An 11556-nucleotide genomic window follows, 5' to 3' on the forward strand; every position below is an offset into this window, starting at 1 on the left:
TCTCTCAGGCTTGTCGGAGGATCTGGCGCTGGCGGCCGAGGCGGTCGATCTCCAGCTCGACGCTCTGGCCGGGGCGCAGGTAGGGCTGGTCGGGCAGGCCGAGGGCGACGCCGGCCGGGGTTCCGGTGTTGACCACGTCGCCGGGCTCCAGCACGAGGTACCGGCTGAGATAGCGGACGATCTCCGCGACCTCGAAGATCATGTTCTTGGTGTGGCCGTTCTGCCGGGGCTCCCCGTCCACCGACAGCCGCAGGCCCAGGCCCTGGGGGTCGCCGATCTCGTCCGGCGTGACCAGCCACGGGCCGAGGGGGTTGAAGGTCTCGCAGGACTTGCCGAGGTCCCACTGGCCGGAGAACTCCAGCTGGAACTCGCGCTCGGAGACGTCGTTGCTGATCGCGTATCCGGCGACGCAGGCGAGGGCCTCCTCGTGCGACTCCAGATAGCGGGCACGACGCCCGATCACGACCGCGAGCTCCACCTCCCAGTCCGTCTTGCGCGAGCCGCGCGGGATCAGCACCTCGTCGTGGGGGCCGACCACGGTGCCGGGGTCCTTCATGAACACCACCGGCCGCTCGGGTATCGCCGCACCCGTCTCCTCGGCGTGGTCACGGTAGTTCAGGCCGATGCAGACCACCTTGCCGGGCCGGGTCACCGGAGCGCCGATCCGCCAACCACCTGGCGGCGGCCCCAGCTCGGGGAGCGACCCCGCCGCGACTGCCTCCCGCACCCGGTCGATTCCGTCAGAGGCGAGGAACGGACCGTCGATGTCACAGGTGATGTCGCTCAGGCCGAGGTACCGCTCCCTGCCGTCGCCGGTCGTGTCGAGCACGGCCGGCCGTTCGGCTCCACGGGGCCCCAGGCGCAGGAGTCTCATCAGCGGTCCCTTCGAAGATCCGGATACATCGGATGTCTGACGTCGGCGAACGTGACCCTAGGCGCGCCCGCCGACTCAGGCAAGTAGACATCAGAGGTCTCTCAACAGCCGCCCCGTGGCCCTTTCAGAGAAACCACAGGTCAACTGGACAAGAGTGCTGACGGTACAGATCTTTCGATCCGCCGGGCGATCGACGAAGACATCGGATGAAGGTCTTGTCAGGCCAGGCAACGCAGCCGTAACGTCCTCGCCATCGGGCAGCCACCCGATGAATTCGGTCAAGGGCACCGTCGCGCACCCATCCCCCGTGGAGTGATCCCCCGTGAACCTGCGTACCTCCCGTACCGCCGCAGCCGTCGCCGTGACGCTGCTGGTCGGCGGCCTGGCCACCGCGTGCAACCGCGGCAGCACGACCGCGTCCGGATCGTCCGCCGTCGCAGGCAAGCCCGCGATCGGCATCGACCTTCCCCGAGCCGACTCCGACTTCTGGAACTCCTACGCGCAGTACCTGCGCGGCGACATCAGCAGCCAGGGCCTGAACACGCTGCCGATCAGCTCCTCCCAGAACGACATCACCAAGCTCGTCGCCAACGTGCAGGTCTTCGAGAACACGGGCGCGAAGGCCATCGTGATGGCCCCTCAGGACACCGGTGCGATCGCCTCCACGCTGGACCAGCTGGCCGCCAAGCACATCCCCGTGGTGAGCGTCGACACCCGCCCGGACAAGGGCAAGGTCTACATGGTCGTGCGCGCCGACAACCGCGCCTACGGCACCAAGGCCTGCCAGTTCCTGGGCCAGCAGTTGCACGGCAAGGGCAAGGTGGCCGAGTTCGAGGGCGACCTCACCTCCGTCAACGGCCGCGACCGCTCGGAGGCGTTCGCGGACTGCATGAAGCAGAACTTCCCGAACATCCAGGTCTTCCCGCTCACCACCAACTGGGACGGCGCGGTCGCCTCCAGCAAGCTGCAGACCCTGCTCGCGCAGAACCCCGACCTGAACGGCATCTACATGCAGGCCGGCGGCGTCTTCCTGCAGCCCACCCTCGCCCTGCTCCAGCAGAAGGGCCTGCTCAAGCCGGCCGGTACCCCCGGGCACATCACCATCATCTCCAACGACGGCATCCCGCAGGAGTTCGACGCGATCCGCAAGGGCGAGATCGACGCGACGGTCTCGCAGCCCGCCGACCTGTACGCCAAGTACGCGCTCTTCTACGCCGAGGCCGCCGCCGAAGGCAAGACCTTCCAGCCCGGTCCGACGGACCACGGCTCCACCATCATCCAACTGCCCAACGGCCTGGAGGACCAGCTGCCCGCGCCACTGGTGACCAAGGCGAACGTCGACGACAAGAGCCTGTGGGGCAACAGCGTCAGCAACTGACGCCGCCTGCGATCCTCCCACTCGCCGCATTCACCGCACAGAAAGGACGGCATCCCCATGGCGGACACGGCGCAGGCCCCTGCCGCTCAGGCCGTCGCCACGGTCCCGGTGGTCGAGGCGGCCGGCATCACCAAACGCTTCGGCGCCACGGTGGCGCTGCGCGATGCGAAGATCGCGATCGACCCCGGGGAGTCGCACGCCCTGGTCGGGCGCAACGGCGCGGGCAAGTCGACGCTGGTCTCCGTCCTCACCGGCATCCAGCAGCCCGACACCGGCACTCTCTCCTTCTCGGGAAAGCCCGCCCCCGCGTTCGGCGACACCGACGCCTGGCGCTCCCGGGTGGCCTGCGTGTACCAGCGCTCCACGGTGATCGGCGGGCTGACGGTCGCCGAGAACCTCTTCCTGAACCGGCAGAGCGAGGGCGGCTTCCGTCCGATCCGGTGGAAGGCGCTGCGGGCGCGCGCCGAAGCCCTGCTCGCCGAGTACGGCGTCGACGTCTCCCCGACGGCCCGCATCGCGGACCTGACAGTGGAGCAGCGGCAGTTCGTGGAGATCGCCCGCGCCCTCTCCTTCGGCGCGCGGTTCATCATCCTGGACGAGCCGACCGCCAAGCTCGACGCGCGCGGCATCGAACGCCTCTTCACGAAGCTCCGCGGACTGCAGGAGCAGGGCGTCGCCTTCCTCTTCATCTCGCACCACCTCCAGGAGGTCTACGAGCTGTGCACGCGGGTCACGGTCTACCGCGACGCGCGGCACATCCTCACCGCACCGGTCGAGGGCCTGGGCCACGACGCACTCGTCGAGGCGATGACCGGTGAGAGCAGCGCGGCGGATCCGGTCGCCGCAGCAGCTGCGAGCCGACCGCGCACGGTCGGCTCCCAGCCCGTGCTGGAGGTACGGGGGCTGACGCTGCCCGGCGTCTACACGGACCTGTCCCTGACCGTGCAGGCCGGCGAGGTCGTGGGCCTGGCCGGGGCCACGGCCAGCGGCAACGTCCAACTCGGCGAGACCGTCGCCGGACTGCACCGCCCGCGGGCCGGCCAACTGGCCGTGCGCGGCCGCACGGTGCGCCTCGGCGACATCCCCGCGGCGCTGGCCGCCGGCATCGGCTTCGTCCCCGAGGACCGGCACCTCCAGGGCCTGGTGCCCGAACGCAGCGTCGCCGAGAACGCCACCCTCACGGTGACGGACCAGCTCGGCCCCTTCGGCACCGTTCTGCCGTCCAGGACCCGCGACTTCGCCCGCCGGATGATCGAGGACCTGGACATCAAGACTCCGGACGCCGCGACTCCGGTCTCCGCCCTGTCCGGCGGAAACCAGCAGAAGGTGGTCGTCGCCCGCGCGCTGGCCACCGAACCCGAACTGGTCGTCGCGATCCGGCCCACCAACGGCGTGGACATCAAGTCCAAGGAGTTCCTCCTCGGCCGCTTCCGGCGCCATGCCGAACAGGGTCGCGCGGCGCTGATCGTCTCCGACGAGCTGGACGACCTGCGCACGTGCGACCGGGTCGTCACCATGTTCCACGGCCGCATCGCCGCCGAGTACCCAGCCGGGTGGACCGACGAGCAACTGGTCGCCGCCATGGAGGGCATCGCCGGGACCGGGCACCCGACACAGCCCCGCCCGACCGACCTGACCGACACGACCGAGACCGAGCACGAGCGCGACACGAAGGGACCCCGCCATGGCGGCCATCACTGAACCCGGCCTGGCGAGCGAGGCAGCGCCCGCCGCCGCCTCCGTGCCGCGCCGCAGCCTGAACCTGGCCCGCTACCGCGACCTGTCCCTGGTCCCGGTGCTGCTGGTGCTCGCGCTCATCGGCTTCATCGTCTCCCCCGCCTTCCTCACCTCGGCCAACCTGCTCGGTGTCGCCCAGCAGTCCACCGAGCTGAGCCTGCTGGTGCTGGGCGAGGCGCTGATCCTTGTCGTCGGAAAGATGGACCTCTCCCTGGAGTCCACCATCGGCGTCGCGCCGGTGATCGCGATGTGGCTCGTGCTGCCCTCCCACGGCGGCCGCTTCCAGGGCCTGGGCGCCCTGCCGACCTGGACGGCGATCCCGGTCTGCCTGCTCGTCGGCGCACTGATCGGCGCGGTCAACGGCTTCCTGATCCTCAAGCTGCGGCTGAACGGCTTCATCGTCACCCTCGGGGCGCTCACCATGCTCCGCGGCCTCCAGGTCGCCATCTCCCAGGGCCAGTCCATCGTCGAGGTGCCGAACTCCTTCCTCTACCTCGGCGAGACCTCCTGGCTCGGCGCCCCGGCGGCGGTCTGGATCTGCCTCGTCCTCTTCGCCGTCGGCGGGGCGGCCCTGGCCTGGCTGCGGCACGGCCGCGCGCTGTACGCGATCGGCGGCAACGCCGAGGCGGCGCGCACGGCCGGCATCCGGGTCGACCGGATCACCTGGACCGTGCTGATCATCGGCAGTGTGCTGGCCGCCTTCGCCGGCGTCCTGTACACCGGCCACTACGGCTCGGTCTCCGCCGACCAGGGCAGCGGCTGGATCTTCCAGGTCTTCGCCGCCACCGTCATCGGCGGCGTCAGCCTCAACGGCGGCAAGGGCACCCTCTTCGGCGCGCTCACCGGGGTGCTGACGCTGCAGCTGGTCGTGAACGTGATGACGCTGGCCGGCGTGCCGCCGCTGTGGAACCAGTTCCTCAACGGCCTGATCATCATCGTCGCGCTGATCATCTCCCGCTACGCCTCCGGCGAGAAGCAGGAGTAGCCGGCCCGCGTCCGGCCGGGCCCCACGTCCGAAGCGAGCCCGCAGTTCCCCGAGACGCGACGCGTCCGGGGAACTGCGGCTCCCCTCCCCCGCCCTCAGGAGCGACAGCCCATGGCCCTGACCGACGCCGCGATCGAGAAGATCAAGGAGATGATCATCGCGGGCGAGTTCCCACCGGGCTCCCGCCTGCCCCGGGAGGACGACCTCGCGCAGCAGCTCGGCCTGTCACGCAGCTCGCTGCGCGAGGCAGTGCGCGCGCTCACCGCGATGCAGATCCTGGTCACCAAGCAGGGCGACGGCACCTACGTCTCCAGCCTGGAGCCCCACCTGCTCCTGGAGAACCTGTCGTTCCTCTCGGACGTCTCCCAGGGCCGGGGGACACTCCAACTGCTCCAGGTCCGCCGGCTGCTCGAACCCCAGGCTGCGGCGCTCGCCGCCTCGCGCATCGCCGACGCGGACGTGGAACTGCTGGCGGGCATCCTCGCCAGGAGCCGCGCGGCCTCCGACGTCGAGGAGTTCATCCGCTGCGACGTCGAGTTCCACCTGACCATCGCCGCCCTGGTCGGAAACCCGGTCCTGTCCATGCTGCTGGAGGTGCTCTCCACGCAGACCCAGCGCGTGCGGCTGCTGCGCGGCACGCGCGTGGGCCGCGCGATCGAGGACGTCCACCGGGAACACGAGGCCATCCTCGCGGCCCTGGCCGCGCGCGACGCCCAACTGGCCGCCTCCGCGACCGCGGTGCACGTCGCCGCCGTCGAACGGTGGCTCTCCGACAGCCTCGCCGACTGAGCGGCCCGGCGCCGCGCGAACCGGCAGTCCGGCACCAGGACCACGGGCCGCGGCCGTCGAGGATCCCAGCCCTCAGAGCGCCTGCCGCAGCCACTCCGCGACACCGGCGATGTGCGCGGTGACCCGTGCCTTGGCGGTCTCCACCTCGTGCGCGGCCAGCGCGTCGAGGATCGCCCGGTGCTCCGCCAGCGTGCGCTCCAAGGCCGTCTGCTGCGTCAGACCTCGCCATACGCGCGCCCGCGCGGTCCTGCTCGCGAGCGACTCGATCAGTGATCCCAGCACGGCGTTACCGGACGCCTGCGCGATCCGGCGGTGGAACTCCAGGTCGTTGGCGATCAGTTCCTCCACGCTCGGGTTCTCGCCCAGGCTGCCGAGGAGCTCTCGCATTCCCGCCACCTCGGCGTCCGTCACGTGCTGGGCCGCGAGCCCCGCCGCGGCGGACTCCAGCACGGCACGCACCTGGAACAGCTCCAGCACGGACCCGTCCTGGTGCAGGTCGAGGATGAACGTGAGCGCCTCCAGCAGCAGCGGCGGCTCCAGACTGCTCACATAGGTCCCGTCGCCCTGCCGCACGTCCAGCACGTTCAGCAGCGACAGCGCCTTGACCGCCTCCCGCAGGGAGTTGCGTGACAGTCCGAGCTCGGCCGCCAGGTCGGGCTCCTTGGGCAGCCGGTCCCCGGGCTTGAGCTGACCGGAGAGGATCATCGTCTTGATCTTCTCGATGGCTTCGTCCGTGACAGCCACGTCAACGCCTCTCCATGCTCCACTGTTCGGGCAGCAAGTATGCCCCGCGCGTTCAGGGGGAGACGAGCGTGCGACCCTCCGCGCCTGTCCGTGCGTCGGCGCGGCCGGTACACCAGGAGAGGCGCACCGGCCGCGCCGGTCCGATCAGGCTGTCCTATCAGGCTTGTCCTGTCAGGCTGTCCGATCTGGCTGTCAGGGCAGGTGCCAGATCTGGTTGGCGGAGGCCGTGCAGTCCCAGATGATCAGCTGGGTGCCCGCCGGGCCGGCCCCGGAGTCGTCCAGGCACCTGCCGGACTGCGGGTTCTTCAGCGTCCCGTCGGCCTGGGCCTGCCAGACCTGGTTGCCGCCGCCGTTGCAGTCCCACAGCTCGATCTTGGTGCCGTCGGCCGTTCCGCCGCCGGTGATGTCCAGGCACTTGCCCAGGGTGCGCAGGGTTCCGTCGGCGCCGACCGTCCACTGCTGGTTCGCCGCGCCGGAGCAGCCCCAGACCACGATCGGGTTGCCGTTGCTGGTGCTCGCGCCGGAGTCGTCGACGCACAGGCCGTTGATGCCGGTGATCGGTCCGGTGGGCCCGGTCTTGTCGATACCGATCTGGACCGCGCCGAGGTGGCTGACGGTCGTCGCCGGCGTTCCGGAGAGCTGGGTGAAGGTCATGCCGGACACCGGCGCGGCCACCGGCTGGACGAGGTAGGAGTTGCCGGCCGTGGTCGGGATCGAGAACTGGGACGCGGTCGTCGGGGCGACCACGACGGTGAACTCGTCGGTGCCGTCGACGACCTCGACGCTCTGCCCCGGCCAGGGGTTGCGCATCGTGACGGTGCCGGTGGAGCCCGCGTGGATGCCGACGGTGCCGATCACGCCGCCGTGGACCTGGACCGAGACGGTGCTGCCGCCGTGGATGTACTGGGTGCCGTCCGCGTCCCAGCCCGCGGGCAGGGCGGGAGCGATCCGCAGCAGGCCGTCGTAGTCCTGGACCAGCGACTCGTTGACGGCGAGCGCGACGTTGGCGGCCTGCTCGATGTAGGGCTCGGTACCGCCGGACTGGCCCCACAGGTTGGCCATGCCGGTCGGGTAGGTCTGGTACTTCTGGGTCAGCGCGGTCAGGTCGGCGGCGACCGACGAGCCGAGGCCCAGGCGGGCGGCGTCGACCGCGTCGAAGCTCCAGTCGTTGGCGTGGACGTTGACCCGGCTGCTGTAGGTGCGCTGGGCCAGGCCGGTCAGCGACGAGTTGTCGCCGACCAGGCCGTAGGGCCAGACCGCCTCGAGGTCGTCGTTCTCCGAGTTGTTGACGGCGGCGGTGGGCTGGGAGGACTGGCCGAGCACATCGGTTCCGGAGGCGTCGGCGGAGGCGGTCAGGTTCTGCTGGTGGGTGGTGGCGTCGGTGCGCGGGTAGTCGGGGATCTGCCCGATCGCCGTCTGCAACTGGGAGACGAGCGAGGCGTCGATGTTCAGGGTCTGGGCGGCGGCGATGGTGGCGGGGAACAGTGCCTTCATCGCGTCGATCATGTTGACCGGATCCTGCACGTTCCACTGGTTCTCGTGGGCGTTGGCGACCGCATGGCGCTTGCCGTCGGCTCCGACGGTGGTGTAGGCGAGCAGGAACTCGCTCGCCTGCTGCATCAGCGGGTAGTTCGCGGCCAGGAAGTTCCGGTCGCCGGTGGTGAGGTACTGCTGCCAGACCCACAGGCCGATCTCGGCGCCGGAGGAGACGGTCCGGCCGTTCCAGGTCTTCAGCGCCTGGTCGCAGGAGGCGTCACCGAACGGGGTGGAGTCGTTCTGGAAGCCGTTGCCGTTGAAGCGCATCGTCTCCGGCACGCAGATGCAGGGGAGGCTGCTGCCCATGTAAGTCTTGGTCCAGGCTTGGATGTTGGCCAGGTTCGAGGTGTAGAGGTTGAACAGACCGGTGTTGAGTGCGGACGCGCCTGCGCCGATGTTCGCGGCGACCTGGCCGCGCAGGTTCCAGAACCAGTAGGCGGCCGGATACCAGTTCTGGGTGTCCTGCGAGAAGTTGAACAGGTCGCCGACGCCCGCCTGCGAACCCGGGAGGGGTCCGCGGGACTCCTCCGCGGTGGTGAAGTAGTAGAGGGTGCGCAACTTCTCCATGTAGTTCGCGGTGCCGTCGGCGGAGGAGAGCTTCACCAGGCCGAGGTTGGCCCAGTAGTCGTGCCACCAGGAGAGGTGGTTGGCCTCCAGCGAGGCCGAGGTGGCCGAGGCGTCGGCGCCGAGCAGCGCGGACGCCGTGCCGGCCGCGTCTCCTCCGGCCCAGTGGGGGCTGCCGACGATCACCCGGAAGCTGCCGTCGGTGTTCGGGGTGAAGCTCACCTTCACCGTCTGGGAGTCGACGACGGACGCGCTGACGTTGCGTCCGCCCGCGGTGAGCGCCGCGAGGGATCCGAAGGTCTGCCCCGACCCGGTCGTGGCGGTGTTGTCCGACCAGGTCTCGGCGAGCGTGGCGACGCTCCCGGAGGCGGCGGCGGTCGGGGTGCGCCCCGACCAGAGGTTGACGGTCGCGGTCTGGGCGGTGTTCGGGTTGGCTCCGGTCACGTCCACGACCAGTTCGTCCTTGTCGGCACGGACGTAAATGGTGGCGGTCATGCCGCCGCCGGACTCGCGCAGCACACCGTCGTAGGGATCGACCACGCCGGAGAAGTCGGAGGCGTTCGTGATGTGCGACAGGCCCGGGATCTGGACCCAGCCGGGCGACTTGCGGCCCGGGAGGGTGTCAGCACGATTGAGCTGCGCGGTGAAGCCGTTCGCGGCCCAGACGGCCGCACCGAGGGTGCCGTTGCCCAGCGGCATCGACTGCTGCGCCGTCGTGTTCGGACCGCCGAGCACGATGTCCGCCTCGCGGACCAGGTTCGCGGCGTCGACCGAGAACGCCCCGTCGGTCCAGGCGGTGGAGGACGACACCGCAGAGGCCGTCCCCGGCGACCAGGCTCCCAGCGGCACGCACAGTGCGAGGGCGGCGAGCGCCCCCGTGACCGTTTTTCTCCGCATCAGCGGATCCTTTCCTAGGAGGTGCCTCGTTGCGCGACACGGGAGCAGGCGCGGACTGACCAGGAGGACCCGGGCAGACGCGTCGCTCCCGTAGCGGTCGGTGTAGTGGTGATCGCGCGACATGCTAACGTCCGATGTCCTGCCCTCGTCAAGATGCTCGCAGCAGGAAACAAGCAGTACGAGATGTCTGCCAAAGCCAATAACATCCGATGTATTGACACTCGGTCAGCACTCGGGATGTCGTAGCAGAAAGGGTTGTCGGTGGTTCCACCAGGGTCCGCGGGCGGAGGTCTTCGCTCAGGCCGACGGTGCGGCGAGGCCTGCTCGGCCCCTCCGCGGACGCCGCCCCGAAGGCGTCCGCGGGCTGCTGTTCAGTTCCAGCCGGCCTGTGCCAACGCGGAGGCGGCACACGGCAAGTCGGTCCGCGTCGCCGAACGGCTCACCGAGGCGCTCTCGCCGGCCGGGCAGGCCACCGTCTTCGGCGGCACAACGGAGCGGATGTACTGCCTGCGCTCCTGACCGAGCCTCACATCATCGCGCGGCACAGATGTTAGGTCGGCGATGTGGACGGTCATCGGACGGGGAGACTGCCGTACTCCTTCTCCAGCAGGGCGCTGATGTGACGGCGCAGGCCCTCCATGCTCTCGGCACTCGCCTCGGCGACGATGGCGCGCTGGGCCGGGGTGAACGGGGAGTCGGGGCCGTAGAGGGTGCGCCGGGTGAACGAGGTGAGGCCGTCACCGTCCTCGGCGAGCAGGTACTGGAGGCCCGCACCGAGACGCTCGTCGATGAGGAACGAGGACTTGGCGTACTCCTGGTCGACCACGCGCCAGTAGAGGTGCTGTTCGCTGCCGTCCTCAAGGACGCCGTACTCGTAGACCACATCGCCGACGCGATAGGGGCGCTCGGTGACGCCGCCCACACCGTGGCTGACCACGTGCCACTCGGGCCAGAAGCGGGCCTGCGTGACGAGATCGAAGACGATCCTGGCCGGGGCGTTGAAGACCACGGTGTTGCTGTCGCCCGCGATCCAGTCGTTGTACTCGGCAGCCATGCCAAAGCCTCCTTGAATGAGTTGCACTCTCAAAATGAGAGTACACACGATTCGGGAGTACATGCAAAGTGTGTACATTTGGACATGGGGCAGGAAGGAGTACGACAGCGATGGGTGACGAACAACGGCCGAGACGCCGGATGCCAGCCGATGAGGTGCTCGCGCGGGCGGGGGACGTGCGCGAGGCCTTCGCCACCATCGCCAACACCTGGTCGCTGCTCATCCTCCTCGCGCTGCAGGACGGCACCCTGCGCTACAACGAGCTCAAGCGGGCCGTGGGCGGAGTCAGCGAGCGCAGGCTGTCGCAGACGTTGAAGGCACTCGAGCGTGACGGGGTCGTGGACCGAAAGCTGGTGCGCTCCATTCCCTCGCACGTCGAGTACAACCTCACCCGGACCGGCGAGGCGGTCGTCGACTCACTCAGTGAGCTTCTGTCCGCGATCATCGACTTCTCACCGCAGGTCGCGGCCGCACGACGGCGCTACGACGAGAAGCAGGCCCAGGCGGACCTGGAGCGGCAGGCGTGAACCTGCGGGTCAGCCCTGCCCACCAGCCTCTGGCTCGGAACCATCCGACCGATCACGCCGGCCGTCCGCCCGCGCTGTACACCCCGCGGAGGGAACGTCTCCTCGCGGAGTCGCTACGGTTGAGCCGTGACCGCGAAGCCGGGCCCGCCGCCTGAGGAACCGTCCGGCCACGTCCCCGCACTGGCCACGACCGATCCTGACCACAGCCGAACCGAACAGAGGCCGGACGTGCACATCGAAGACGGCGTTCCGGCCGGCCTCCCCGGGGTGCCCCAGGTACGGCCCGGATGGTGGAGACGAGCATCTGCTCCACCGCTTGGTGCCCGCGCAGCTTCGACTCACCGTGCTGCAGCAGCAGTGACTCCGGGCTGACGTCGAGGCCGGGGGGCATCGGGCGGTGCGCGCCTCTTGTGAGCTCGAATTGCCGATACCGTGCGGTGTCTACGGCGTCAGATAGCGGGCGCCAAAATC

General features: G+C 69.7%; 10 protein-coding genes. 5 read left to right on the forward strand and 5 right to left on the reverse strand.

Annotated features, from left to right (window positions below; genetic code table 11):
* Positions 1 to 4 precede the first annotated feature (4 nt).
* Positions 5 to 874, reverse strand: a complete 870-nt coding sequence (locus TR49_RS32830) for a fumarylacetoacetate hydrolase family protein (RefSeq protein WP_042388148.1) — start codon at positions 872 to 874, stop codon at positions 5 to 7.
* Positions 875 to 1202: 328 nt separating this feature from the next.
* Here TR49_RS32830 and TR49_RS32835 point away from each other — a divergent pair, with 328 nt between their 5' ends.
* From TR49_RS32835 to TR49_RS32850, 4 genes are all read left to right on the forward strand, one after another.
* The gene (locus tag TR49_RS32835) at positions 1203 to 2252 is read left to right on the forward strand and encodes a sugar ABC transporter substrate-binding protein (protein WP_439654146.1); all 1050 of its coding nucleotides are present in this window, start codon (positions 1203 to 1205) and stop codon (positions 2250 to 2252) included.
* A 57-nt stretch (positions 2253 to 2309) separates the two neighbouring features.
* Positions 2310 to 3953, forward strand: coding sequence for a sugar ABC transporter ATP-binding protein (locus TR49_RS32840; RefSeq protein WP_084725671.1), 1644 nt, complete (start codon positions 2310 to 2312; stop codon positions 3951 to 3953).
* Positions 3937 to 4974: an ABC transporter permease gene (locus TR49_RS32845; protein ID WP_084725672.1), complete on the forward strand. Its 1038-nt coding sequence runs from the start codon at positions 3937 to 3939 to the stop codon at positions 4972 to 4974. Before TR49_RS32840 ends, TR49_RS32845 begins: the two co-directional genes overlap by 17 nt.
* Before the next feature lie 111 nt (positions 4975 to 5085).
* The gene (locus TR49_RS32850) at positions 5086 to 5763 is read left to right on the forward strand and encodes a FadR/GntR family transcriptional regulator (RefSeq protein WP_042388152.1); all 678 of its coding nucleotides are present in this window, start codon (positions 5086 to 5088) and stop codon (positions 5761 to 5763) included.
* Between the two features lie 72 nt (positions 5764 to 5835).
* Here the strand turns inward: TR49_RS32850 and TR49_RS32855 are convergent, their stop codons facing one another.
* From TR49_RS32855 to TR49_RS32870, 4 genes are all read right to left on the reverse strand, one after another.
* Positions 5836 to 6507: a FadR/GntR family transcriptional regulator gene (locus TR49_RS32855; RefSeq protein WP_042388154.1), complete on the reverse strand. Its 672-nt coding sequence runs from the start codon at positions 6505 to 6507 to the stop codon at positions 5836 to 5838.
* 192 nt (positions 6508 to 6699) lie between these two features.
* On the reverse strand, positions 6700 to 9504 hold the full coding sequence (locus TR49_RS45090; RefSeq protein WP_201776259.1) for a ricin-type beta-trefoil lectin domain protein: 2805 nt from the start codon (positions 9502 to 9504) through the stop codon (positions 6700 to 6702).
* Between the two features lie 371 nt (positions 9505 to 9875).
* The gene (locus TR49_RS32865) at positions 9876 to 10079 is read right to left on the reverse strand and encodes a hypothetical protein (RefSeq protein WP_042388156.1); all 204 of its coding nucleotides are present in this window, start codon (positions 10077 to 10079) and stop codon (positions 9876 to 9878) included.
* Entirely contained in the window at positions 10076 to 10558 is a 483-nt protein-coding gene (locus tag TR49_RS32870; protein WP_042388158.1) for an SRPBCC family protein, read from the reverse strand. The genes TR49_RS32865 and TR49_RS32870 overlap by 4 nt, the downstream gene beginning before the upstream one ends.
* Before the next feature lie 140 nt (positions 10559 to 10698).
* Between TR49_RS32870 and TR49_RS32875 the strand changes: the two genes are divergently transcribed.
* Positions 10699 to 11085 carry a winged helix-turn-helix transcriptional regulator gene (locus tag TR49_RS32875; RefSeq protein WP_160311674.1) on the forward strand — a complete coding sequence of 129 codons (387 nt, stop codon included), beginning with the start codon at positions 10699 to 10701 and terminating at the stop codon, positions 11083 to 11085.
* Positions 11086 to 11556: the final 471 nt, after the last annotated feature.

Origin of the sequence: Streptacidiphilus melanogenes, assembly GCF_000787835.1 — a bacterium.
Lineage (GTDB): Bacteria > Actinomycetota > Actinomycetes > Streptomycetales > Streptomycetaceae > Streptacidiphilus > Streptacidiphilus melanogenes.

Excerpts from the sequence above, each read along its gene's own strand:
- TR49_RS32850 (WP_042388152.1), top strand. The coding sequence starts at position 5,086 with ATGGCCCTGACCGACGCCGCGATCGAGAAGATCAAGGAGATGATCATC.
- TR49_RS32830 (WP_042388148.1), bottom strand. The coding sequence starts at position 874 with ATGAGACTCCTGCGCCTGGGGCCCCGTGGAGCCGAACGGCCGGCCGTG.
- TR49_RS45090 (WP_201776259.1), bottom strand. The coding sequence starts at position 9,504 with ATGCGGAGAAAAACGGTCACGGGGGCGCTCGCCGCCCTCGCACTGTGC.
- TR49_RS32875 (WP_160311674.1), top strand. The coding sequence starts at position 10,699 with ATGCCAGCCGATGAGGTGCTCGCGCGGGCGGGGGACGTGCGCGAGGCC.
- TR49_RS32840 (WP_084725671.1), top strand. The coding sequence starts at position 2,310 with ATGGCGGACACGGCGCAGGCCCCTGCCGCTCAGGCCGTCGCCACGGTC.
- TR49_RS32865 (WP_042388156.1), bottom strand. The coding sequence starts at position 10,079 with ATGACCGTCCACATCGCCGACCTAACATCTGTGCCGCGCGATGATGTG.
- TR49_RS32845 (WP_084725672.1), top strand. The coding sequence starts at position 3,937 with ATGGCGGCCATCACTGAACCCGGCCTGGCGAGCGAGGCAGCGCCCGCC.
- TR49_RS32870 (WP_042388158.1), bottom strand. The coding sequence starts at position 10,558 with ATGGCTGCCGAGTACAACGACTGGATCGCGGGCGACAGCAACACCGTG.